Annotated in this window: 24 protein-coding genes and 1 pseudogene; 12 read left to right on the top strand and 13 right to left on the bottom strand. The window is 65.4% G+C overall.

Features of this window, described 5'->3' with window-relative positions; genetic code table 11:
• Positions 1 to 48: 48 nt before the first annotated feature.
• The 3 genes from AKJ09_RS18890 to AKJ09_RS53085 form a co-directional block, all read right to left on the bottom strand.
• Positions 49 to 498 (bottom strand): low affinity iron permease family protein, encoded by a 450-nt coding sequence (locus tag AKJ09_RS18890; protein WP_146648595.1) that lies wholly within the window; start codon positions 496 to 498, stop codon positions 49 to 51.
• 111 nt (positions 499 to 609) lie between these two features.
• On the bottom strand, positions 610 to 996 hold the full coding sequence (locus AKJ09_RS18885) for a DUF3147 family protein (protein WP_146648594.1): 387 nt from the start codon (positions 994 to 996) through the stop codon (positions 610 to 612).
• On the bottom strand, positions 993 to 1343 hold the full coding sequence (locus AKJ09_RS53085) for a DUF3147 family protein (RefSeq protein WP_169927656.1): 351 nt from the start codon (positions 1341 to 1343) through the stop codon (positions 993 to 995). Before AKJ09_RS53085 ends, AKJ09_RS18885 begins: the two co-directional genes overlap by 4 nt.
• Positions 1344 to 1456: 113 nt before the next feature.
• On the opposite strand from AKJ09_RS53085, the gene AKJ09_RS18875 reads away from it, so the two are divergent.
• The 4 genes from AKJ09_RS18875 (at position 1457) to AKJ09_RS18860 (ending at position 7236) form a co-directional block, all read left to right on the top strand.
• Positions 1457 to 2584, top strand: coding sequence for a (Fe-S)-binding protein (locus AKJ09_RS18875; RefSeq protein WP_146648593.1), 1128 nt, complete (start codon positions 1457 to 1459; stop codon positions 2582 to 2584).
• A gap of 7 nt (positions 2585 to 2591) precedes the next feature.
• Positions 2592 to 4181, top strand: a complete 1590-nt coding sequence (locus tag AKJ09_RS18870; protein WP_146648592.1) for a sensor histidine kinase — start codon at positions 2592 to 2594, stop codon at positions 4179 to 4181.
• Between the two features lie 72 nt (positions 4182 to 4253).
• Entirely contained in the window at positions 4254 to 5420 is a 1167-nt protein-coding gene (locus AKJ09_RS18865; RefSeq protein WP_146648591.1) for a glycoside hydrolase family 1 protein, read from the top strand.
• 1 nt (position 5421) lies between these two features.
• Positions 5422 to 7236, top strand: a complete 1815-nt coding sequence (locus AKJ09_RS18860) for an ABC transporter ATP-binding protein (protein ID WP_169927655.1) — start codon at positions 5422 to 5424, stop codon at positions 7234 to 7236.
• Positions 7237 to 7269: 33 nt separating this feature from the next.
• On the opposite strand, the gene glf is transcribed toward AKJ09_RS18860, so the two are convergent.
• Complete coding sequence (gene glf / locus AKJ09_RS54315; protein WP_205633742.1) at positions 7270 to 8373, bottom strand: UDP-galactopyranose mutase; 1104 nt, start codon at positions 8371 to 8373, stop codon at positions 7270 to 7272.
• Positions 8358 to 9557 (bottom strand): glycosyltransferase family 1 protein, encoded by a 1200-nt coding sequence (locus AKJ09_RS54310; RefSeq protein WP_205633741.1) that lies wholly within the window; start codon positions 9555 to 9557, stop codon positions 8358 to 8360. Before AKJ09_RS54310 ends, glf begins: the two co-directional genes overlap by 16 nt.
• A 137-nt stretch (positions 9558 to 9694) precedes the next feature.
• Here AKJ09_RS54310 and rph point away from each other — a divergent pair, with 137 nt between their 5' ends.
• Both rph and rdgB read left to right on the top strand, forming a co-directional pair.
• The gene (rph, locus tag AKJ09_RS18850; protein ID WP_146648589.1) at positions 9695 to 10459 is read left to right on the top strand and encodes a ribonuclease PH; all 765 of its coding nucleotides are present in this window, start codon (positions 9695 to 9697) and stop codon (positions 10457 to 10459) included.
• Positions 10460 to 10464: 5 nt separating this feature from the next.
• Positions 10465 to 11124, top strand: coding sequence for an RdgB/HAM1 family non-canonical purine NTP pyrophosphatase (gene rdgB / locus AKJ09_RS18845; protein ID WP_146648588.1), 660 nt, complete (start codon positions 10465 to 10467; stop codon positions 11122 to 11124).
• A 43-nt stretch (positions 11125 to 11167) separates the two neighbouring features.
• On the opposite strand, the gene AKJ09_RS18840 is transcribed toward rdgB, so the two are convergent.
• The 3 genes from AKJ09_RS18840 to AKJ09_RS54305 form a co-directional block, all read right to left on the bottom strand.
• Positions 11168 to 11536, bottom strand: coding sequence for a terminase (locus tag AKJ09_RS18840; protein WP_146648587.1), 369 nt, complete (start codon positions 11534 to 11536; stop codon positions 11168 to 11170).
• A gap of 74 nt (positions 11537 to 11610) precedes the next feature.
• Positions 11611 to 12390 (bottom strand): helix-turn-helix domain-containing protein, encoded by a 780-nt coding sequence (locus tag AKJ09_RS18835; RefSeq protein WP_240488518.1) that lies wholly within the window; start codon positions 12388 to 12390, stop codon positions 11611 to 11613.
• Between the two features lie 12 nt (positions 12391 to 12402).
• Complete coding sequence (locus AKJ09_RS54305; protein ID WP_205633740.1) at positions 12403 to 13350, bottom strand: hypothetical protein; 948 nt, start codon at positions 13348 to 13350, stop codon at positions 12403 to 12405.
• A 109-nt stretch (positions 13351 to 13459) separates the two neighbouring features.
• On the opposite strand from AKJ09_RS54305, the gene AKJ09_RS18825 reads away from it, so the two are divergent.
• The 6 genes from AKJ09_RS18825 to AKJ09_RS18800 all read left to right on the top strand — a co-directional run bounded on the left by AKJ09_RS18825 (position 13460) and on the right by AKJ09_RS18800 (position 19496).
• Positions 13460 to 13801: an AtpZ/AtpI family protein gene (locus AKJ09_RS18825; protein ID WP_169927654.1), complete on the top strand. Its 342-nt coding sequence runs from the start codon at positions 13460 to 13462 to the stop codon at positions 13799 to 13801.
• Positions 13776 to 14303 carry a hypothetical protein gene (locus tag AKJ09_RS18820; RefSeq protein WP_146648585.1) on the top strand — a complete coding sequence of 176 codons (528 nt, stop codon included), beginning with the start codon at positions 13776 to 13778 and terminating at the stop codon, positions 14301 to 14303. The genes AKJ09_RS18825 and AKJ09_RS18820 overlap by 26 nt, the downstream gene beginning before the upstream one ends.
• A gap of 122 nt (positions 14304 to 14425) precedes the next feature.
• Positions 14426 to 15268, top strand: a complete 843-nt coding sequence (gene atpB / locus AKJ09_RS18815) for a F0F1 ATP synthase subunit A (protein WP_146655580.1) — start codon at positions 14426 to 14428, stop codon at positions 15266 to 15268.
• 173 nt (positions 15269 to 15441) lie between these two features.
• Positions 15442 to 15786, top strand: coding sequence for an ATP synthase F0 subunit C (locus AKJ09_RS18810; RefSeq protein WP_146648584.1), 345 nt, complete (start codon positions 15442 to 15444; stop codon positions 15784 to 15786).
• Positions 15787 to 15953: 167 nt separating this feature from the next.
• Positions 15954 to 18563, top strand: coding sequence for a S8 family serine peptidase (locus AKJ09_RS18805; RefSeq protein ID WP_146648583.1), 2610 nt, complete (start codon positions 15954 to 15956; stop codon positions 18561 to 18563).
• Between the two features lie 45 nt (positions 18564 to 18608).
• On the top strand, positions 18609 to 19496 hold the full coding sequence (locus AKJ09_RS18800; RefSeq protein ID WP_146648582.1) for a hypothetical protein: 888 nt from the start codon (positions 18609 to 18611) through the stop codon (positions 19494 to 19496).
• A 28-nt stretch (positions 19497 to 19524) separates the two neighbouring features.
• Here the strand turns inward: AKJ09_RS18800 and AKJ09_RS54885 are convergent.
• The 5 genes and pseudogenes from AKJ09_RS54885 to AKJ09_RS18770 all read right to left on the bottom strand — a co-directional run bounded on the left by AKJ09_RS54885 (position 19525) and on the right by AKJ09_RS18770 (position 24016).
• A pseudogene (locus tag AKJ09_RS54885) lies at positions 19525 to 19940 on the bottom strand (peroxiredoxin).
• Between the two features lie 301 nt (positions 19941 to 20241).
• The gene (gene ung / locus AKJ09_RS18785; RefSeq protein ID WP_146648579.1) at positions 20242 to 20901 is read right to left on the bottom strand and encodes a uracil-DNA glycosylase; all 660 of its coding nucleotides are present in this window, start codon (positions 20899 to 20901) and stop codon (positions 20242 to 20244) included.
• A gap of 62 nt (positions 20902 to 20963) precedes the next feature.
• Positions 20964 to 21875, bottom strand: a complete 912-nt coding sequence (locus AKJ09_RS18780; RefSeq protein WP_146648578.1) for a formylglycine-generating enzyme family protein — start codon at positions 21873 to 21875, stop codon at positions 20964 to 20966.
• Between the two features lie 184 nt (positions 21876 to 22059).
• Positions 22060 to 22848, bottom strand: coding sequence for a GNAT family N-acetyltransferase (locus AKJ09_RS18775; protein WP_146648577.1), 789 nt, complete (start codon positions 22846 to 22848; stop codon positions 22060 to 22062).
• 19 nt (positions 22849 to 22867) lie between these two features.
• Positions 22868 to 24016 (bottom strand): hypothetical protein, encoded by a 1149-nt coding sequence (locus AKJ09_RS18770; RefSeq protein ID WP_169927653.1) that lies wholly within the window; start codon positions 24014 to 24016, stop codon positions 22868 to 22870.
• Positions 24017 to 24052 lie beyond the last annotated feature (36 nt).

Genomic DNA, 24052 nt, shown 5'->3' with positions numbered 1-24052 from the left:
GCGCACCGTTCATCCGACGTGCGCCTACGAGCTCGTCCGCGCGGAACGTCAGATCTTGGCGCTCACGTGATCGCCCTCGGACTTTTCGCGAGGACGCATGCGGGGAGACGCCGGACCCCTCGATCGCTTCTGACGTTCACCGATGACGCGGTCGCGTAGCGCTTCGAACTCCGCCTCGAGCTGCACAAGCTCTTGGTCGCTGCGGTACTCGAGGCCGAGCAGGCCGTACCGCGCGCGCGTGTTCGCCCGGATGAGCTCGTCGAGCTTCAGGTGAATGGCTTGGGCGTCTCGATTCTGGGTCTTGTGGACGAGGAAGACGACGAGGAACGTCACCACCGTCGTTGCCGTATTGATCACGAGCTGCCACGTATTCGAAAAACGCAAAAAGGGACCGGCAATCGCCCAGACGGCGATGGCCGAGACGGCAACGATGAACGTCGTTGGACGTCCAACTGCATCCGCGGTGGCGTGAACGAGTCGCCCGAATCGGTCCTTCACAATCGTCCTCTCGCGATGATGGGAATCGTTGTCTCGCTCGACGCAGAGACACACGACATCCAGCAAGCGATGTGCCAGGAAGGCCCTTCGTGGGAAGCAACTCGGTCGTCGTCAACACGTCGAATGCCGATATCGCAACTCCCAGGCGGTCACCGAGACGGTCGTCCACGCGACGAGAGCGAGAATCAGGACGACCGGCGGCGCGAGAGCGTGCGACGTCTGCCAGACGACGAGGGCGAAGGCTGCCATCCCAATCGCGCCGAGACGTGCACCGCACGCATCCTCCGCGGCCATCCTGCGGCCATCGTGCTCCTTCAACAGCGTGAGCGTCGCCGGAAGAATCGCCGGAAACGCGAGGAGCAATCCGCCCACTGAAGGACCCCAGAAGTGCGCGACGAGCCCTGTGACCACGGTGATGACGCCACCGAAGAAGAAGCGAACGAGATGCTCCTTCCAGGAGAGCTGCTTCAGTGGCTCGAAGTCGATCGACGGCCTCATGTCGATCCCCCACGGAAGACTGCCCAGAAGAGAAGCGCGACGGCCAACCACGCGAGCCATGCGACCATCGCTCCGAGGCGCACCGAATGTTCGCGGCGCGCCACCACGATGCAGATCTCGCAATATGCAAGGAGCGCGGGGGTCGCGAGCAACATCGAGCGGGCCTCCGTCGCGACGTACGCATGGCCATGGGTGACGTACGTGAGGCCAAGCGTTGCAAGCGCAACGCTCGGGGCTGCTCCGAAGAGACCGGCGAACGTCTTCGGTTTGCACACGGAGCCGACCGCCGCGAACAGCGCGACGAGCGTTCCGCCGAGAAAGAAGCGGTAGAGGAGCTCTTCCAGCATCGGATTCGGCCCAGGTCCGGCCGAGCAGGACCTCCTCCGAGCGCGAGCAACGAACGTTCCAGGGTTTCGCCGAGAATGAGCGAAACGCCCGGCTATCAGGCATAATCCCCGCCATGTCCCGGCCCGACGATCGACCGCTTCGACGCTTGCCGACGCTCGAGCCGCGCAAGGCCACGCTCGAACGCTGCGTGTTCTGTCCGAAGCTGTGCCGGAGCTCATGCCCCGTCTCGAACGCGGAACCGCGTGAGACGCTGACGCCGTGGGGCAAAATGAGCATGGCGTATTTCGCTGCGAACGAGAGCGTAGCCGTCGCGCCGTCGTTCGCCGCCCCCGCCTGGGCATGCACGGGCTGCTTCGGTTGTCGGGAGCATTGTGATCACCGCAACGACGTCACCGGCACGCTCTTCGAAGCTCGGAGCGCGCTCGTCGCCGAAGGCGTGGCGCCGCCCGGCGCAACGCGCACCATCGAACGTTTCGCTGAACGGACGTCGGTTCTTCGCGAGAACGCCCAGCAGCTCGCCGCCTTGCCGGAGGTCAGCGACCGAGCCGGAACCGCGGTGCTCGTGGGGTGCGCGTATGCTCGCGCTCGTGGGGACACGCCGGCCGATGCCGTTCGAACGGTTGCCAAGCTCGGCGGGGAACCCGTCTCCGTGATCGACGTCTGCTGCGGCGCGCCTTTGCTGTACGCGGGCGACAAGAAGCGCTTCGCTCAGCAGGGCGAGATGCTGGCGCAGGTGGTCAAGCACAAGGAACGGCTCGTCGTCCTCGACGCCGGTTGCGCGTCGACCATTCGCGTGCACCTCGCCGAGCTCGGAATCGGCATGATCGCGCCCGTCGTGCACTTCACCGAGTTCGCGGCACGAGAACTGGCGAAGCTCGAGCCTATCGACGAAGCGTGGGCCAAAGGGCCCGTGCGCTACCACGATCCGTGTCAGCTCGGACGTGGCCTCGGCGTCTACGACGCGCCCCGCAATCTCCTCGCGCGTGCGCTCGGTCGCGCTCCCGACGAATTCGCTCGCAAGCGCGAAGATGCACGATGCTCGGGTGGCGGCGGCCTCCTGCCGGTCACGATGCCCGACGTGGCGAGCACGATGGCCAAAGACCGCCTCGCCGAGCACGAAGCCGAGGGCGGCGGAACCGTCGTGACGGCATGTGCGTCGAGCCTGCGGTCGTTCCAGAAGCGAGGCGCCAACGCGGTCGATCTCGTCACCATCGTCGCCAAGGCTGCGGGCGTCCGATGAGGCTCTCGTGACGCGAGCGAGTCTTCCCCCGGCCGATTCGCCGCGTCGAACCGTCGCGCGTCGGATCCTCGCGTCGTTCGCGATCACGCTCCTCGCCTTCGCGGTCACCGCGGGCTATTCCGCGAGCTCGCAGAAACGCACCGCGGAAGACAGTGAAGAGCTCGCCAAAGGGTACGTCCCCGTAGCGCTCAAACTCGGGCAGCTGCGGGCGGTGCAATCCACGCTGGCCTCGCTCGTCGACGGCATCCCCGACGAGAAGAATCCCGTTTCGACACGCATCCTGCTCGAAACGCTCACCTCCGTACGACGCGCGATGCTCGAGGAGACGCGCGCCTCGATGCAGAACTTGCGCGAGCTCGGCGGCCCCGAGACGAAGCAGCTCGCGCTCGACCTGACCGGCGAGCTCGATCTCGCGCACTCCACGTATGCCTCCGACAAGCTGGCCTTCGACCGACTCTTCGCGGCCTTCGATGCGAGTGATCGCGACGGCGTGAACCGAGAGCTCGTCCAGCTCGGAACCATGGAGCACGACGGGGACAAGCGCCTGCGTGCTCTTGCGGAGCACGTCGATCGCGCCATGAATGACCTCTCGGACCGCACCCGCGCTCGCGAGCGCCGGGCGTTCTTGCAACTCGCGCTCCTCACGGCGCTCACGCTCGCGGTCGGAGTGGCCGTTGCCATCCACACGCGGCGCGTGCTCCGCCCGCTCGAGCACGTCACCGAACGCGCGCGCGCCGTCGCGCGAGGCGATCTCACCCCGCAACCGCTCACACGCAGCGACGACGAGATCGGCCAGCTGTCGACGGCCTTCGAGCGCATGGTCGGCGCCGTCGCCCGGGCTCAGAGCCGCGCCGTCGCGAACGAACGACTCGCCGCGATCGGCAAGATGGCCGCACACGTCACGCACGAGATTCGCAATCCGCTCTCGTCCATCGGGCTCAACATCGAACTGCTCGAAGAGGAGCTCGCCGGAAGCAGCGTGCCCGACGAAGCCAAGAGTCTGCTCGCGGCCATCACGCGTGAGGTCCAGCGACTCGAGCATCTGTCCGAGGAGTATCTGCGCGTCGCGCGCCTGCCCCAACCGCGCATGGAAGCCGACGACATCGCCAGCGCCGTGCGCGAGATCGTCGCCTTTGCTCGCCCCGAGATGGAGCGCGCCGGGCTCGAGCTCGTGCTCGACGTCGACGAAGACCTGCCCGCCGCGCTGTTCGACGAAGGACAGATTCGCCAGGCCCTCCTCAACGTGATGCGTAACGCGCGCGAAGCCATGTCCGACGGCGGTCGCATCGACGTATCCGTTCGTGCCGACGGCATGAGCGTCGCGGTCGGCGTCGACGATCGCGGCGGGGGAATCCCCGACGACGTACGCGCGCGCATCTTCGATCCGTTCTTCTCCACCAAAGGCGAAGGCACCGGCCTCGGCCTCGCCATCACCCGGCAGATCGTCGAAGCACACGGCGGAACGATCTCCTGCGAAGCGCGCGAGGGCGGCGGCACTTCCTTCCGCATCCTTCTGCCCATCGCTCCTCATCGACTCTCCGGCGCCCACAGCAGCCGCATGAGCCGCGTTTCGACGAACCAGCGCCGCGAAGCCTGAGAGCGCGACCGAGAGCTCGGGCTTTGCGTCACGCAGCGCGAGCCTCGCCCAGGTGTTGCACGCGCGCGGGGGATGATCCGGTCCACGCGCGATGGGCGAGCCCCGCTGTTCGGCAGCATGTTTCTCGGCGGTTTCGAGTGCTCGTGCCATTTGCGCAGAGACGGAACGCGGCGCGACCTTGCGGCGAGCACGCGTCACCTCGAGCTCGTGGATGGCGATTACGCGCGCCTGGCGGCCGTGGGGTCCCGGGCCGCGCGTGACGGCGTCTCGTGGGTCCGCGCGGCACGTAGCGGCGACGGCTACGACTTCTCCTTCGCCAAGCCCATGGTCCGGGCTGCGGAGCGTCACCGTATCCAGGTCATCTGGGACCTCATGCATTTCGGTTGGCCGCACGACGTCGACCCGTTCGCGCCGAGCTTCGCGTCGCGGTTCGCCCGCTACGCACGCGCCTTCGTCGAATGGCTGGGCTCGGAGACCGACAGCACGCCCATGCTCGCGCCGGTCAACGAGATGTCGTTCCTCGCCTGGGCTGGCGGCGACGTGGCGTACATGAATCCCTTCGAGACCGGCCGAGGCGTCGAGCTGAAAACGCAGCTCGTCCGCGCCACGATCGAAACCATCGAAGAGATTCGAGCGGTCTGCCCGCGCGCGCGCTTTCTCACCCCCGATCCCATCATCCACGTTCTCCCCTTCCCAGATCATCCGGACAACCACGCTCGCGCGCGAGCCGAGAACGCGAGCCAGTACCAGGCGTGGGACATGCTGATTGGCCGCGCGTGGCCGTCGCTCGGAGGAGACCCGAAATATCTCGACGTGCTCGGGGTGAACTTCTATCCGCACAATCAATTCACCGTCGATCGCACCACGGTGTTTCGCGGAGGCCAGGGTTACAAGCCGCTCTCGGCCATGCTCCTCGAGGTCTGGGAGCGCTACCGGCGCCCGATGATCGTCTCCGAGACGGGCACCGAAGACGACGAGCGCGCGCCGTGGCTCGCCTACGTGGCCGACGAATGCATCACCGCCATCGAGGCGGGCTGCGATCTGCACGGAATCACCATCTATCCCATCGTGAGTCACCCGGGCTGGGACGACGATCGCCACTGCCACAACGGGCTCTGGGACTATGCCGACGACAAGGGAGAACGGCCCGTGCACGAGCCGCTTCGCGCCGAAATGGAGAAGCAGCGCACGCGCCTCGAGGCTGCGCGTGCACGAAAGTTCTCCGCGAACGGAGGGTGAAGTGCCGAATCCCCTCTTCCAGCTTCTCCGCTACGTGAGACCGCATCGCAAATACGCAGCGCTCACCCTCGGCTTCGGCATCTTGGGATTCGCGCTCTCCTTTGCCTATCCGTGGATCATCGGCACCGTCGTCGACGTCGTCACCTCGCCGCTCCTGACCTTCGCACAGAAGAAGGCCAAGCTCGTCACGATGACGGAGCTCGCCGCGCTTGCTGCCATCCTCAACGCGGCGGTGGTCTACGGGCGAGGGCACTTCAACGTTCATCTCGGACACGGCATCGTCGCCGACATCCGCCGCGAGCTCTTCGAGCATCTGCAGAAGCTCAGTCTGCTCTTCTTCGCCAAGGAGCGAACCGGCTCGATCCTGTCGCGCTTTCTCCACGACGTCCACGAGGCCACTTCGCTTCTGTACACGGGCCTCATCGTCGTGGGCCTCGACGTAGTGCAGCTGATCATCGCGATCGTCCTCTTGGCGTCGATCAGCGTGAAGCTCACGATCGCGTGCCTCGTGCTCTTTCCGATCTACGCAGGAGTTTTCGCCCTGCTCAATCCGCGCGTGCGCGTGGCCAGTGAACGCATGCACGGCAAGCTCACGCGCATCTCGGGCAACGTCGCCGAGCAGCTCGCGGGACAAGCCCTGGTCAAGACGTATACCGCGGAGACGCGCGAGGCCGCACGGTTCGAACGCGACGTGCGCGATCATCACGGCCTCGTGATCGCCCAAAGCCGCGCCGGGCATCTCGTCGCGTCGTCCGGAGAGATCTTGGTCCACTTCGGCACGACGATGGTGATCGGCTATGGCGGATATCTGGCGCTCGCGGGCACGATGACCGCCGGCACGCTGACGCGCTTCATCGGCTACATGCTCATCATGTTCGGTCCCGTGCGCCGCTTCGCCGAGCTCAACATCGTCTACCAGACGAGCATCTCCGCCATGCGACGCGTGTTCCGCGTGCTCGAGATCAAACCGACAATCGTCGACCCGCCGAATCCATGCCGTGAGCCCCCCCCTTCGGGCGAGGTCCGCTTCGAAGACGTCCGTTTCCGGTACACCGAAGACAGCGACGAAGCCCACGCGCGCCTCGACGAGGATCGCCCCGACGACGGAGACAACCAGCCTTACGTGCAGCGGAGTTTGGTGCTCGACGGGGTGACGATGCACGCGAACCCCGGCGAGGTCGTGGCGGTCGTCGGCTCCTCCGGTGCGGGCAAGACCACCTTGCTCTCGCTCCTGCCTCGGCTCTTCGACGTCACCGAAGGGCGAGTGCTCGTCGACGGCGTGGACGTGCGTGACTACTCGCTCGAGACGCTCCGCTCGGCCATCGCCATCGTCCAGCAGGATCCCTTCGTCTTCACGGGGAGCGTGCGCGAGAACATCGCCTACGGGCGGCCCAACGCGAGCAACGAAGAGATCGAATGGGCCGCGCGCGCCGCACATGCGCACGACTTCATCATGGAGCTCGACGACGGCTACGACACCAGGCTCGGAGAGCGCGGTGCGAACCTCTCGGGCGGACAGCGGCAGCGCATTTCGATCGCCCGCGCGCTCCTCAAAGATCCTCGGATCTTGATCCTCGACGAAGCCACGAGCTCGCTCGACGTGGCAAGCGAAGCCGTCGTGCAGAAGGCGCTCGAGGAGCTCATGCGCTCGCGGACGTGCTTCGTCATCGCCCACCGCCTCAGCACGATCCGCAATGCCAATCGCATCGTGGTTCTCGAAGGCGGCCGTGTGGTGGAGAGCGGAACGCACGCGCAGCTGCTCGCACGCGCCGGGGCTTATGCACGCCTCGTGCGCATGCAGAGCGTCGTCACTTGACACACGGGTGGGCATATCGCCCCAATTCGTCTCTCAAGCGGCTTGGGCGTCGATTCCTTCGAGTTGCGCGACGAGGCCCAGGGCCTGCGCGACGACCTGGTCCATGTTGTAGTAGCGATACGTCGCCAGCCGGCCGACGAAGTGGACGTTCGGCGTTGCGTCGGCAAGCGCCTTGTATTTGCGATAGAGCTCGGCATTCCGCGGGCGCGGGACGGGGTAATAGGGATCCCCCTCCGCCTGCGGGTACTCGTAGACGACCGTGGTCTTCGGGTGGCGCTGCCCCGTGAGATATTTGAATTCCGTACAGCGCGTGTACGCCTGCTCGTTCGGATAATTCACCACGGCGCCAGGTTGGAATTTCGACATGTCGTGCGTCTCGAATCGGAATTCGAGCGATCGATACGGCAGTGGCCCGAAGCGGTGTTCGAAGAAGTCGTCGATCGGGCCCGTGTAGATCATCTGACGGTGGCGCACGTCACGCCGAAGCGTTTCTCCGTCGACGCCGAGTACGAGCCAGATGTTGGGGTGGTCGAGCATGTTCTCGAACATGCGCGTGTAACCGCGCGCCGGCATCACCTGGAACTGGTCGGTGAAGTAGCGGTCGTCGTGATTCATCCGAGCCGGAACGCGGGCCGCCACCGAGGCGTCGAGCTCGGACGGGTCGAGCCCCCACTGCTTCTTCGTATAGTTGCGGAAGAACTTCTCGTAGAGATCGCGACCGATCTTGCCCACGACGGCATCTTCGCTCGTCTTCGGATGCCCGATGTTCTCCGCATGCTCGGCGAAGAACTGGCCAATCGAGTTCTCGTCGAGCGAGAGCCCGTAGAGTCGATTGACCGTGTCGATGTTGATCGGGAACGGCAGTCTCTGGCCGTCCACGTGGGCGAGCACGTGATGCTCGTAAGGACGCCACGCCGTGAAGCGGGACAGATAATCGAAAATACGCCGACCATCGGTGTGGAAGATGTGCGGGCCGTACTGGTGCACGAGGATCCCGGCGTCGTCGTAGTGATCGTAGGCGTTGCCGGCCACGTGAGGGCGACGATCGCAAAGGACCACGCTCTTGCCGCGCGCCGCGAGGCGTTCGGCGCAGACGGCGCCCGCGAACCCAGCGCCGACGATCAGATAGTCGAACATGGCGCGGCCTCCTCGGTCGTGTCGGCATGACGGCGAGAAAGAGCCGACTGTACGAGCGAGCGCATGCGAGACCAGGTTCGATCCCACGAGGTACGCGCGAGCATCGCATCGGCGTCCGCACGGCGCTTCGTCCCGCGCGGCGTATCGCGTTCCGAAAGCGCCCCTTCGACCTCCGATACGAAGTCGGCCGCCGAGTCGGCGATGCGCACGAGTTGCTCGGCGGCGAAGTGTCGGACGACGTCACGAATCGAGGTCGAGACGACGGGCTTGCCGGCGGCGAGGTACTCGAGCGTCTTCGTCGGGCTGATGAAGCGCGTCGATTCGTTGCGCGCGAACGGCATGATGGTGACGTCCCAGCCGGCGAGGTAGCTCGGGAGCTGTTCGTAATTGCGCGGACCGAGGTAGTGAATGTTCGGCCGCCGCGGCAGCGTCGCCGGATCGATCTTCACGACCGGCCCGACCATGACGAATTGCCAGTCGGGCTTTCGCTCGGCCGCTCCTTGCAAGAGCTCGATATCGAGCCGCTCGTCGAGCACGCCGAAGAAGCCGAGACGCGGGCGCGCGATCACACGCTGATCTTCGGGCTCGTTCATCGCGATGCGCGCTTGGCCGAAGTGGTCGACGTCGACACTGCTCGGGAACGGATGAATCCGCGGATGAAGGTGCCGCTTCGCCTCCCACAGCCCATGCCCGCCGGTGAACACCACGTCGGCCGAGGAGATGAGGTCGCGCTCACGCGTCACGAGCTCGGGTGGGGCATGACGGAACAGCGAGAGTTCGTCCATGCAGTCGTAGACGAGACCACTCCTCCTCAAATGCTTCGTCGGCTCGAAGAGCATCGGCGTGTAGAGCCAGAGCAAGGGATCGCGAATGCGAGCCGCCTCGACGAGCTGATCGAGCAACTGACGCAGTGACGCGTCCACCTCCTGCAGAGGCATACCGGGCCTCAGATGCGGGACCACGATCTCGAGCCATGGCTCGCGCGTCTCGAAGAACTCGAGCCTCCCTGCGCTCTCCGGCGCCTCGTCGAAGATCGGCTCCTCGACGTAGAACACGCGATGCTCGCGTGCGTAGCGGCTCATGAGATGGTTGGGCCGCTGGTAGACGAAGTTCCAGCGCAAGTGGGAGAGGCACACGACGTCGGGCCTGCCGTCGCTGCGCTTGCTCGGGTGGTGCAGAGACATGGGCGTGCCGCGATGCAGCAGACATGCCGCCATGCGCGTGCTCGAGGGCAAAAGAAGGCCGCGTTCCGCGCAACCCGAGGCGAAAGCGAGACCGGCGGTGACGCACCGGAGCCGGAAACCTGGTAACAAAGCGCCCCATGACCCGTCCCCGTCCCGATGGCCGTGCTCTCGATGTCCTCCGCCCCGTCGAAATGACGGTTGGCTTCCAACGAATGGCTGAGGGCTCGGTCCTTTATCGTGCGGGATCGACGGTCGTCCTTTGCACCGCCTCGGTCGACGAGAAGGTTCCGCCGTGGATGGAGGGCAAGGGCAAGGGCTGGGTGACGGCCGAGTACCAGATGCACCCGCGCTCGAACCCCGTGCGCCGCGAGAACCGCGACGGACGCGGTAAGGCACCGAGCGGCCGCACGCAGGAGATCCAGCGTCTCGTGGGTCGCGCGCTGCGCGCCGCAGTCGATCTCGAGAAGCTCGGCGAGCGTCAGATCACGATCGACTGTGACGTACTCGAAGCCGACGGTGGCACGCGCACTGCTTCGATCACTGCCGGGTTCGTCGCCCTCGCGCTCGCCCTCGCCAAGGTCGAACAGAAGGGCAACCTCAAGGGCCCGGTTCTCCGCGAGCCGGTCGCGGCGGTGAGCGTTGGCTACCTGAACGAGGAGCTCGCGCTCGACCTCGTCTACCTCGAAGACTCGAAGGCCGAAGTCGACCTGAACCTCGTCGCGACCCGCTCGGGCGCCATCATCGAAGTCCAGGGCACCGCCGAAGGCGCGCCGGTGCCGCGTCGCGAGATCGACCGCATGATCGACCTCGCGCTCAATGGCATTCGCGACCTGACGAGCATCCAGGAGAAGGTGCTCGCCTCGGCGGGAATCTCGCTCGAGACGATGCTCATCGAAAAGTAACGACCATGACTACGCACGCGCTGGTGCTCGCCACGAAGAATCGCGGAAAGATCGAAGAGCTGCGCGCACTGCTGCGCGGCCTCGACATCCAGGTTCTCGGCCTCGGCGACGTCATCCAGAGACCCTTCGACGTGGTGGAGGACGGCGCCACCTTCGAAGCGAATGCTCTCAAGAAAGCGCGTGCAGTCGCGGCCGCCACCACCATGTTGACCCTCGCCGACGATTCGGGGCTCGAAGTCGACGTGCTCGGCGGAGCCCCGGGCGTTCGTTCGGCGCGCTACGCAGCCGAGAAGGCAACGGACGCCCAAAACAACGACGCGCTCGTCGCCGCACTCATGGCGCACGCAACGGTCGGCGGGAGAGGGCCGTACAAGGCTCGCTTCCGTTGCGTCCTCGCGCTCGTCGATCCCTTCGTGAAGAACGGCGAGCCCTTCGTCGTGGACGGCACCTGCGAAGGCACCATCACGACGCAGCCGCGTGGAACGAATGGGTTCGGTTACGATCCGCTCTTCGTCGCCTCCGGCTCCGAGAAGACGATGGCGGAGCTCTCGGACGACGAGAAGAACCGCATTTCGCACCGCGCGCAGGCCTTCGCGAAGATGCGGCTCGTCATCGAGAAGGTGTTGGCCGAGCGCGACGAAGCGATTCGCAAAGTCTGCGGCTGACCCGACCCGCTTCAGGTACTCGCGTGCTCGCGTGCTCGCGCACTCACGCGCTCGCGCGATGGTCGCCTGCTTCGCGCCACACGCGCGCGAGCTCACCGGACAGGACGTAGCGCGGGAACGTCACCAGCTGCTCGGTGAAGATTCTCCGCACGAAGCCGAACGGTGACGAAAACGGTTCGACCTTGCACGCCTCCGTGGCGTGCCCCGCGCCCTGAACCGCCATCGAGAGGGCCATCGCGACGACACCACCGAGCACGGGCCAGGGCGAGAGCTCGACCAATCCGAAAACGACGAGCGCGGTGCCGGCGATGAAGACCGGCACGGCCAGCAGGTGGACGAGCAGGTTCTTTCGGCTCCGGTGAACCCTGCGGTAGGCGTTCCAGGGCGAGGATTCGAGGTTCGTGGTCGTCATGGGCACCAAGATGCGCCCTGCCCGCCCGGGCCGCTTGAACGTACCTGCCGCCTTGTTCGCGGGTGGCTCGCGGGTCAACGCGCGGCGGAAACCACTCCCTTTTTCAGCTCCGAAGCGGGCATTCCGAACATCCGGCGGAACGTTCGACTCATGTGTGCCGCGTCGGCGAAGCCGGCATCGTGCGCGGCCTGCGTGAGTGACTTTCCCGCCGCAAAGCTCGTCACCGCGCGCTGCACCTTCAGCCACAAGAGGTAAGGCCGAATCGGGATGCCCACCGATTCGCGGAAGACGTGCAAGAGCCGGCTCTCGGAGAGACCGGCCGAAGCCGCGAGCGCCGGTAGCGTCGTGTCGGCGTCGAGGGGCATCGTGCGTAGTCGCGCGAGGAGCGTCTTCACGCGCGGATGCATCCGCCTCTTCGTCTGCGGAGCTCCAGCGAAGCGCGCCATCGCGCCTTCGGCCCAGATCATGATCGCGTCGGGCGTCGCGCCACGCGGGAGATCGGAGAGCAGCGCGTCGCGCTCGCCTTCCGTCACGAGACGAAGTGGATCGTCGAATGTGGCAAGCAGGCGCTCGCCGACGTCACTCTCCGGATCGACGAAGACGAGCACCACCTCGACGCCCGAAGCATCGATGGCGTGCGGAACGTCCGGCGAAGTCAGAATGCCGGCCGCCGAGCGGGCCTTCGCGCGCGCCTTGCCCTGCCTCACGCGAAGCGTGCCGGACCGCGCCACGATGAGATGCATCGCGTGATGCGCATGCATGGCGCTGGCCGAGCCGGGCCCTGCCGTCGCGAGGAGAGGCGGCCATGGGCGCAAGACGTCGGCCCGCATGCGCGCATCGGCCACGATCCGCACGGACGCGCCCCTTTACTTGCCGAACAGATCGAAGTGAATGCCGACGCCGAGGCTCAGCACCACGTACGCACGCGGGTTCTCGATCGTCTCGCCGTTCCTGAACGCCGGCTGGGTGATGCCGTCTTTCGAGCCTTCGGCGCTGAACCTCACCGAGCCTTCGGTGTCGTTCAGGGTGCCAGTCGCGATACTGAACACGGGTTCGATGGTGAAGAGCGTCTGAACGCGAATCTCGGCGCCCAGTCCGAGCTTGAAGAACTCGAGGCCGCTCATCTTGTAGGTCTCACCGTTGTTGGTGACGCTGATGACGCGCTTGCCGATCGAGATCTCGGTGAGGAACGCGACCGAGTCGACGTCGCCGCTGAGCGAGCGGAAACCGATGCCGTAGTAGTCGGTCGACGCCGAGGCGCTGTCGCCGTCGAAGCGGTGGCCCTTCGAGAGAAAGCCGTGCTCCCAGAAGAGGAACGGGATGTAGCGACGCGAGATGCGCGCGCCGATGTCGATCTGCGGGGCGAGACCGTTGCCGACGAAGTTGCCCGTGGTCTCCGAGTGCCCGCTGCGGTTCTCGAAGAAGCTGAAACCGAAGCCCATGTAGCTGAGTCGCGGGCCGACCCAGAACGAGTACTTGGGCGCGTGTGTCGGCGGCTCCGCCTCCGAGTAGGGCGAGTAGACCGCGGGGCGAGGCGTGTAGACGTAGGCGTCGGGAGCGGGCCGTCCGTCCTGCGGATACGGCTGCGGAGGAGGCTGGCCGTACGCCGGCTGGCCATACCCGGGAGGGGGCGCCTGCTGCGGATAAGCGCCCTGCGGAGCGTAGTTCGCGGGCGGCGGCTGGCCCGAGGTCGGAGGCGGCTGGTACTGCGCAGGGGGCGGTGCCGGAGCCGGCGGAGGGAGGGGCTCCTGGGCGAGCGCGAGCGAGGTGAACGTCGAGGATGCGCAAGCAAGGCAGAGCAAGGGAAAGCGCATGTTGAACGTCATGATAGGAGCACAACCCGTACAGCGGTAGCGCCGCACCCGCGCCCGTCACATTTGACGACCTCGCGGCACAATGCTTGAAGGGATCGAAAGCACTGCCATGGCGTCGATGAGAGGAATGAAGGCCTATGGCCGTTACGGCTCGCTCGGCTTCGAGCTCCTCCTCTCGATGGCCATCGGCTACTACCTTGGTCGCTGGGGCGATCGAAAGCTCGGAACGCACTTCCTTGCGGCCGTGGGCTTTCTCGTCGGTTGCTACGCCGGTTTCCGTGCGCTCTGGATTGCTGCCAAGCGGATGTCGCTCGACATCGAGCGCGATGAACGGCTCGAGCGCGGCGAAGATCCGTGGGCCGAGCCCGAGCGGGATTCCGATCTGGAGCTCGACGAGAAATCCCGCGACGACAAGGAGAGCCCCGATGGCGGAAAGTCCCGACGACCGTGACGATGCAGCCATCGCCGCGGTCTGTGCGAGTGCGCTCGGCTTCGCGCTGACGCTCGGTGCCCTGGGAACCTACGGAAGGCGCACGGCAATCTCCGTGGCCGTCGGCACGTTCATCGCCGTCGCCAACCTCCTCATGATGCGCGCCATCGTGCGCTCGATCATTCGCCCGCCGCCGGAGGGCGAGCTACCGGAGGGGGAAACGCCGGAGGATGTGCCGACAACCCTCGCGACCGACAACGTCGGCGACGGTGGCAGTGCGGACGAGGAAAGCGCGAGCAGCGAGAGCGCGAGCAGCGAAAAAGATGGGAAACGAGGCGGCACCCTGTGGGGGATCTTCGCCTTCTTCAAGCTTTTCATCCTCTTCGGAGGAATCTGGGTCCTTTTGACGAAACGGATGGTTGACCCTATCCCGCTCGTCGTCGGCTACGGCGTCTTGCCGTTGGGGATCGCAGCCAGTGCATTCGTACGCAATCCCGTCCCCCCTCGGAAGCGCGGCCGCTGACTGCATTCGCTCCGAATCAAGCGCCACCGTTTCCAATTTTCTAAAGTCATTTCATGCAATTATAGATTTTCAACGAAGACGACCTTTCCATCGCGCTTCGTGTTATGGAGCGTGCCGCCGAGATGCCCGAGCACACCTCGTTTTTCAGCTACCTGATCGCACTGTTTCCCGCCCTCGGGGAGAACATGCACAACTTCGGCGCGTCGTTCCTTGGCCACAAGCCAGTCGATGCGCACGGGGCCGAACCGCTGGTCGCGAGCGTGTTCGTTGCGGCTCTCGTCATCCTTCTCGCGCTGCGGGTTCGCTCGCAGGTGAAGGACTACGAGAAGTCCGTCATTCCCGACGAGAAGCTCTCGCTGCGGACGTTCTTCGAGATCGTCATCGGCTACTTCTACAACATGATGAAGGAGATGATGGGTCCGACCCGGGCGAAGCGATACTTCCCCGTCGTCGGCGCCGCCGCTGTCTTCGTCTTGTTCTCGAACGTGCTGGGTCTCATCCCCGGCTTCATGCCGCCGACGTCGAGCTGGAACATCACGGCGGGCTCGGCCCTCGTCGTCCTCGGCACCTTCACCTATTACGGTCTGAAGGCGCAGGGCATCGGCTTCATCACGCACCTCGCCGGCCCGTGGATGGGTTGGGCCATGCTGCCCATCAACATCCTCATCTTCGCCATCGAGTTCATCTCGACCTTCATCATCCGCCCGATCACGCTGAGCATCCGTCTGATGCTCAACATGGCGGTCGACCACCTGCTGCTCTCGATCGCGCTCGGGGCCTTCGCACTCTTCGTCCCGATTCCGATCATGATCCTCGGCTCGCTGGTCGTCGTGGTGCAGGTCCTCGTCTTCTGCCTCCTCACGTCGATCTACATCGCGCTCGCCACCGAGACGCATGACGACCATGGCGAAGGCCACGGCAAGGGTCATGGGCACGAAGAAGGTCACGCAGAGGCGCACGCCTGATCAGTAGTCTTTGGTCGGCAAAAAGATTGGCAACACATCTCTAGCCAACCCCTCGAAAAGCAGCTAAGAGCGCGCCAACAAATTCCCCGTCGGGCCGAGTTCCTGACGGCGCCCAAATCGAAAGATTGGGCATCCCGATCCCTCAAGAGCTTTACCAACAGGAGTCTGTCCCGATGAGCATCCGCAAGCTGGGTCCCGCGGCCCTCGCCTTCGTCGCCGCCTTTGTCGTCCCCGTCGCCGCTTTCGCCGCTGACGAAACGCACGTCGGCGCCAACAAGTTCGACGTGAAGATGTGGGCTGCGGCCGCCGCGGGTGTCGCGATCGGCCTCGGCGTTCTCGGTGGCGCGATGGGCCAGGGCAAGGCGGCCGCCGCTGCCCTCGAAGGCATCTCGCGTAACCCCGGCGCCGCTGCGCGCATCCAGACCCCGATGATCCTCGGTCTGGCGCTCATCGAGTCGCTCGTCCTCCTCAGCTTCGTCATCGCGTTCTTCCTCCAGGGCATGGCCGGCGGCCAGTGACCTGACTTCTTCCTGATCCAGGAAGAAGGTCCGCGCCCGCGCATCGCCTCTTCGGAGGTCGCGCGGGCGCGTTCGTTTTGTATCGCCAAGTTCGATGCCGGGCGTGACCCCGACGCGGTTTCATTGCGGAAAAGCCGCGGCACAACACGTGCTTGAGCTGCACCTCGATGCTGCGCGCGCTTCGCGTCTCTCTTGGTGTCGTTTCGCTCTCTTTGCTCGCCACGCTCGGCGCCCCCACGGCCAATGCCGCCGAGGCGCCTCCGCCTCGCATCAAGCCGACGCGGATCTCGCCGCTCGCGTCGATGATGCTGGCGCATCGAGCGTCGACGGGAAAAACGCTTCCCTGGCTCGAGCGAAACGAAGCCTTCGAAGCCGACGGCCTCCTCCCCGTCGTCGTGCGCTTCGCGCACGAGCCAACGGCAAGTGAGCTCACGGCACTCCGTGCGTCGGGTGCGGGATTCGAGCAGCGGCCCGCAGCCGTCGCCGACAAGACCTTCCTCGCACGCATCACGGCGGACGGCCTGCGGGCACTCACGGCCGCTCCGAACGTCGCCTCGGTGGATCCCGACGTGCGGGTCAAAGGTCCTCTCCCTCTCGATCAGTCGCGCATCGAGACGCGCGTCGATCAAGCCGTGCGCGCTGCACGCGTGAATCTGAAAGACGGAACGCCGCTCGACGGTACCGGCACCTCGATCGTCGACATCGACACCACCGTGTTCCTCTTCCACCCTGCCCTCTTCCGGGGTGACGGCGGCTACAGCGCGTGGATCGACGTCAACGCCAACGGCAAGTTCGATCCCGACGTCGACGGTGTCGACCTCGACGGTGACGGCGCCATCGCGAAGGAAGAAGTCCTCCACGTGCTCTCGTCGCGCGTGATCTCGGCGTATGGGCCCGAGCTCGATCGCGACGTCGGCTTCACGCCCGCGCTCGACTTCCTCTATTGCGACACGAATGGCAACGGGTCGCGTGACTATGGCGCGGGCTTCACCGAGGACACGCCCGCCTATGGCGAACCGCTCTTCGTCGTCGACGACGCGAATGCCGACGGAGCCGTCGGGCCGAGCGAACGCTTCATTCGACTCAAGACGAGCAAACTCGCTGCGCTTCGCGACGGAACGAAGACGTACACGCGCGGCGACATGAAGGGCTCCGGACTCGTGAACTACGAGTTCAAGTCGGCGGCTCAGATGTCGGACGCAAGCCACGGTACGGCGGTCGCGGGCATTCTCGTCGGCGGCGTGCCCGGTGTCTCGCGCTGGCTCGGTCTCGCGCCAAACGCGGATCTCTACGTGGCCACCTCCAGCTCGGAGCCCTCGGCGGCCATTCAATGGGCGCTCGCGCGGAAGCCTGCGGTCATCCTCACCGAGTACGCGCCGTATGCGGGCGTGACGCTCGATGGTTCGTCGAACGAAGACAGCCTCTACGACGGTGCACTCGCCAAAGGCACGGTCATCGTGAGCCCGGCCGGCAACCTCGCCACGTCGAAGAAGCATCGTTCGCTCACGCTCGCAGCGGGAACGAACACGATCACCCTCCTCACCGACAAGCACTTCCAGGGCGCAACGCTCATCCAGCTCTCGCTGCACCAGCGCGGAGCACCGCGCAAGATCGCGCTCTCGGTCAAGACGCCCGATGGGAAGACGGTCGACGTGCCGGCCGATGGCACCAATGGCATCGACCTCGGTGATGGTCGTCAGCTCCTCTCGTACCCCTACACGACGCCGCGAGGCACGAACGAATCCCACGTCTTCCTCTATGCGCCGCAGAGCAGCCTCCCCCAGGGCACGTATACGGTGACGGCGACCGTCGATGCCGGGCCCCCGGTCGAAATCGACGCCTACACGGGTGACGACCGCACGAGCTGGCAAGCCGGCATCACCTTCGAGCAAGGCGACCCAGCGCGAACGATCTGTTCGCCGTCGACGGGAGACAAGACCATCTCCGTCGGCGCGTACGTCTTGCACGACGAGCCCTCCTTCTATGCGACGGCAGCGAAGGGCGACCTCGCCTCGTACTCGTCGCGAGGCCCGCGCATCGACGGTGAACCGAAGCTGGGAATTGCAGCTCCGGAGAATCCGATCTCGCTGAGCCCGCCATCCGCGAACGGCGTGGAGGTCGAATACAGCCCCTTCGGCGGAACGTCGGGCGCGGGCCCGCACGTCGCCGCGAGCGTTGCTCTGCTGCAGCAGCTCTATCCGACGGAACGCGCCGAGGTGCGAAAGAACCGAATCCTCTCCTCTGGGCGACGCGATTCGTTCGTCAAGGACGCGACGCTCTGGGGCGAAGGCAAGCTCGACCTCGCGAAGGCCGCCGAGCTGAGCATCGCGGACGGCGCGCCGCCGAAGGTTCGCATTAAAGCGGTGACACCTGCTTATGCAGGCACGCCGGTGAAGCTGTCCGTCGAGATCCTCGATGGCACGAGCCCCGACAAACTCACGGCGCGCTGGGACTTCGACTACGACGGTGTTCCCGATACGTCATGGGGCGGCCTCGAGATCGACATGCCGTCGACGGAAGACACGCGACGGATGAATCCTCGCGTCGAGGTACTCGATGCAAATGGCAACATCGCGGCTGACACGTTGCTCGTCGACTTGAACGACGGAAAGCCCCCCGTCGTCGGTGCGACGGGTCCTGCCGATTCGAGCGACGATGGCTGCGGATGCAGCGTGCCTGGCCACGACACCGGCGCGCTGCGAACGGGCGCTCTCGCCGTGCTCGCGGCGGGCGTGATGGTCGCGCGACGTCGTCGAAAGACCGTCGATGCCGCGTGATCGAGCGCTGGCGTGCGGAGCGCGCGGCACGTAGATTCTCTCGCGATGTCGAGTGTTCGTCGCGCATGGTCCTGGGGGGTCATCGCGTTCGCTTCGAGCGTTCCCTTGCTCGTCGCGGCCTGCAACGACTTCGGGGAAGCATCGTCGGGGGACGCTCCAGACCGCGCCGAGTCTCCGGCGGGGCCGGACACCCAGAACGGTAGCCACGATGGCGGCGTCACCGACGACGGCGCCACGTCGGACGCCGCAGATGCCACGACCGACACGAGCAAGCCCGTCGCTCGAAGCCGGTGCATCGATCCGAACCACCTCTTCTGCGCAGGATTCGACGGCCCCAGTCTGCTCGACAACGGCGCGTGGCCTTGGACCACGAGCACTCGCGCTGCGCCGCAGGAGCTCGCCCTCGACGCCGCGAACCTGACGGCCGGAAACTCATCGCTCCTCGTATCGATGTTTCCGTCGAACGCGGAGTCGTATTTCCAATACGCACTCACCGAGACGAAGCTGCGAGTGACCATGCAGCTGCGTGTCACGCCGTCGGCGCTCGTCGACAACACGGTGGCGGGCTCCGTCGACGTGATGATGTTCAAATATCGAACGCAGAATCTCTCCACGGAATCGGGTTACGTGGGCATTTATGCCAGTTCGCTCGGCGTCGTCGGCCTGAAGTGGGGAGAAGAGATCAACAACGGCTCCGTGCCTGGGCAGCAGGTCCTCTCCTCGACGTGGGAGAGCTTCCACGAAATCCAGCTCGACCTGGATCTCGGCAACGGCACGGCGAAGGTCTCGCTCGATTCGGACAAGCCGATCGGGCTCTATTCCGTTCCGAAAGCCACGTCCAAAGCTGCCAATCTCATGGTGGGCCTGTACCAGCCCACCTCGGCGGCCACGTTCTCGGCCAACGTGGACGACGTCGTGGTCGACAAGCTCTGAACGGGTCACGCCAAAGAACCGAGACCGATCAGAGAACCGAGATCACCTCGTCGACGTGCTTCGTCGGGTTGACGGTCTCGAACACCTTTTCGATCGTGCCATCAGGCCCGATGACGAACGTGCGCCGCTCGAGCATCCCGTAGGCGTTCGGCACGCCGTAGGCGTTCGCGATCACGCCCGAGGGATCACTCACGAGCTCGTACGGAACCGGTGGAGCTTGGCGAACGACTTCTGTGCGTCCACGTCGTCGGTGGAGACTCCGACCACGGCAATCCCGCGCTCGCGTAGCTCTGCCGCTCGATCGCGGAAGTCACACGCCTCGCGCGTGTCGTTCGGTGTGCCCGTGCGTGTGTAGAAGAAAAGGATGAGCGTGCGACCGCGATAGCCCGACGGGGTGACGCGCTGGCCATCGTGCCCGGGAGCCACGAAATCCGGGGCAGTCATGCCTGCCGCAAGCGCATTGTGCGGTTTGGCGTCGGCCGAGACGGGAGCCTTGGGAGGCTCCGTTGCCTTGGTCGGAGCCGAACCGCAGCTCGTCACGCCGACGAGCACGAGCCCCGCGAGAACCGACGTACCTTTCATGTCTTTTCTCCTTGCTGCACGTCACGCCGAGTTCGCGTGACGCACCCTCAAGGTGAAAAAACGAGATTGCATCCGTCCTACAGAATCATGTCGATTCGTGTCGACGAAAACCTCGAGCGCGCCGAGCTGAACCGATCAGCTATCCGAACGGCATTGCACGTAGCTAGAGCGCCCAGTCGACCGGGGGGCGGCCGACTTCGGTGAGCTTCGCGTTGACGGCGGAGAACGGCTTGGAGCCGAAGAACTTCTTCGCCGACAGCGGCGACGGATGCGCGCACTCGACCACGCGATGACGTGCGCGATCGACGAGCTTCGCCTTCTTCTGCGCGTACGCGCCCCAAAGGCAGAACACGACCGGGGTCTCCGATGCGTTGACGGCGTTCACGACCGCGTCGGTGAATTGCTCCCAGCCCTTGTTCTTGTGCGAATTGGCCTCGTGCGCCACGACGGTGAGGACGGCATTCAAGAGGAGGACGCCCTGCTCGGCCCACGCGGTGAGATCGCCATGATTCGGCGGCGCAATACCGAGGTCAGCCTGGAGCTCCTTGTACATGTTCTTGAGCGACGGCGGCGGCGTGGTCGGCGGCTTCACCGAAAAGCAGAGCCCGTGGGCCTGGCCGTCGTCGTGGTAGGGGTCCTGGCCAAGCAGGACGACCTTCACCGCCTCCGGTGGCGTCAGCTCGAGCGCGCGGAACACCTCGCCCTCCGGCGGGAAGATCTGCTTGCTCGCGCGTTCGTTCTCCAAGAACGACGCGAGCTCACGAAAGTAGGGCGCGTCGACTTCCTTGGAGAGACGCGTCTGCCAGCTCGCGGGAATCTTCATTCGCCACCAAGCTAGCGCGTCGTGCACGAAGCGTCATCGCTCGCGGTTCTGGCTGGCTCTGGCTATTCGAACACGTCGCTGCAGCAGCGAAAGCCCAGGGACTCGCCCGAGCTGCCGCGCGGCGGATGGAACTGATCGCCGGAGTTGCAGCGGAGGTGAGCGAAGGCCAGATCACGCGTGGGATCGACCGCCGGGTCTTTCTCGTCGAAGGTCCCACCGCGAGCCTGACATGAGGAGTTCGGGCTGTCGTCGTCGCAAACGTCGACCCACTCGGTGGCGTTGCCGCTCATGTCGAACACGCCATCGAAGCCGCCAACACACTTCGGGTTGGAGGCGACGTCGACGAGTGCATTCTTACCGCTGGACGCGTCGTTGCAAATGCCCTGTTCGTACGTCGCGCCGTACGCATACACGCGCGTGGCGTTCTTCGAGCAGGCCATGTACCACTCGAGCTTCTCGAGGGGTTTGCCACCGCCTGCGCCTCCGCCGAGGGCACCACAGAGGCGTTTGCCGGCCCACGCGCAATACGCGCGCGCATCACACCAATCGACGCAGACGACGGGAACGTTCGGCTTCTTCACGGGGTCGAAGCAGCTCGGCGTCGGCGCCAGCGACAAGTTCCAGGCGCACGCGGACGGCTGCGAGACGATCCCCGCCGTCGCATCGAGGAACACCTGGTACTGCGCCTGCGTGACCTCCGTCGAATCGATGCAGAACGGCGAGCTTGCTTGGACGCGCACCATCGACGGCGGCGTGGTCGGGCAAGGCCCCCTGACCAAGCCAGTATCCACGTCGGCTCCGACGGATCCGTCCCCCACGGAGCCATCGCGGCCGTTCTGATTGCCCCCCTCGCCCGACGACGGATCCCTTAGTTCCGCGTCGCTTACCGCGAGGCCACTCGTGTCGATGAGCGCAGAGCACCCCCAGATCCCGCCCACGACGAGCGCCAGGCAGGATTTCCTTACGAAGCCCATCTCTCCCCTTCGATCGAATCAAGCACCCGACGAACGTGAGCGCCAGCTCGACCTAGTTCCCACCTCGCGCCAAAATCGTGTCGGAAACGACAGACGACCGCGAGGGACGCCTTTCTCGGCGCGCCCTTCCGAGCGGACGGGCCATGCGTGATTCGATATGCAGACTTCGGTCTACAAATCCCGCCTATCCGGGCGAGTGCTGCAAAACCCAGCATTCGACGCGAGCCACCGTCTCGAAGCCGAGCCGTTCGAGGATAGGCGCGGAGGTCGTCTCGAGTGCGAAGGTCACCGCGTAGTCGATATGCACGCTGCGCAGGAACTGGAGTCGGGCGTCGACCAGCGCGCGATAGGCGCCCCGGCCGCGGGCCTCTTCGAAGACCTGGCCGCCCACGAGGTAGCCATATCCTTCGCGCATGAGGATACCGGCGGTGCCCACGGACTTTCCGTCGAAAGTGGCGAGGAACGCATGCGAACTTCGAGGGACTTCGGCGAGCGCACGATGGTGCGCGGCGCGCTCGGGCTCCACTTGGTCGGCTGCCATGCTCCAACCGCGAATCGTCGCCGCAACGAACGCGTCGACCGACGCTGCCTCGACATGCTCGACGTGCACGTCTGCTCCTCGCTCGACGGGTCGAGAGGTCTCGACGATCATGCCGAGATATTCGGACCGACGAAATCCGCGACGCGCGAGTCGTTGCCCCATGTCGAGCGGACGTGAGTCCGGCCCCAGATACCACTTCACGTTCTTGCCAATCGCGCGATAGGCCGCGATGGTTTCGTCGATGACGCGTTCGACGTCGTCTTCGGCGACGATCGAGAACGAAACCTCGTTCAAGTAGGGCGCCGACGGCGTGATCAGCTGAACCCATCCTTCACGGAGGATCTGCTGGGTGTCCTCGCGGAAGAAGCCGGGGCCGAGTGGGGCGTTCAGCACCGCCTCACGTTTCTGGGCGTGCGTCCAAGTAGACTTCATGCGGACTTCCTTGGGGTGCTCACGGGCAAGGCTCGAGCGCAGAGATCCAATCGTCGACCAGCTTCTGACCTGCCTTGTCGACCATGTGGCTCGTGAGGGGCGGCATCTGGTTGATGATGCTCTCCGTGCCGGGCGTTGCGCGGGCGCCGAGGAGAAGCGACGCAAGGCTCGCCGACGGCGCACCGCCCGCGATGTAGAGATACTTGCCGCCTGCAGGCGCGTCGCGCTCCGACGGTTTGCACACGCCCGTCGTCCACGTGGCGAGCGTCTCGGCCGACGGATTACCTGCGAGGAGATCAGAGGCCCGGATGAGCGTGCGCAGCGTGGAGCCGACCGCGCCGGCGTTCGGACTCGTATTGTGGCAATGGCCGCAGTTCGCGTGCAACCAGGCGAGCGCCGGAGCGGCGATGCCCGTCTTGTCTTCGGGGATGGTGAAGAGCCTCGCGGGCGGAGCCGCCGAGAACCGATCCTCCACGGCCAGCGTGGCCAGCGTGACGCCCTTCGCGGTGGCGAGGCCCAGGCTCACCGGCTCGAACCCGAGCACCGGCTCTTCCCTGCCCGCGTGGCATTCGTTGCACTCGTTGGCAGTGGGGATCTGGTACGGCGTGCGGCCTGCGAGGGCGATCACCTCACCCGCGTCGTTTCGAATGGCCTCCGACGCGTCGCTATTCCAACGATACGAGGTGTGCTTCCACCCCTTGAGGGTCTTCTCGTAGAGACGCGTCTCGACGCGTTTGCCTTCGAGCTCGAACTCTTTCCAGAAGCGCGTGCCTTGGGGAAACGTCCACTCGTCGAAGTTCGAAATGTCGATCTTCGTGGATGGCGGGAGATAGACCCAGCGCTGCTTTTCGGCACCGTCGCTCCAGAACATCACGCCAGGCGTGAACTCGCGCGTATTCGCGTCGACCGTCTTGGTGGCGATGTTCGAATAGAGCCCGGCACACGAGAGGTGTGTCGCAAGGCCGTCGGCTCCTCGGTCCTTCGCGCAATCGATGACGCCGCTGTCTACCTCGGCATCGGCGTCTGTCGTCGCGTCCGAGTCAGCGTCCGATGCGTCGCTTGCTCCGGCGTCGGTTTCGGGTTCCGGCTCGGATCCGAGCGGCTGCGGGAACGACTCCGAGCACGCCACGAACGCGGAGCCTGCCAGCACGGCACCGGCAATGCTCATCAGCCCGAACGCACGAATCGGAAGGCCTCCCACGAG

Source organism: Labilithrix luteola, assembly GCF_001263205.1.
Classification (GTDB): domain Bacteria; phylum Myxococcota_A; class Polyangia; order Polyangiales; family Polyangiaceae; genus Labilithrix; species Labilithrix luteola.
The sequence above is the reverse complement of the archived record's forward strand: the minus strand, read 5'-3'. Positions and strand labels throughout refer to the sequence as shown.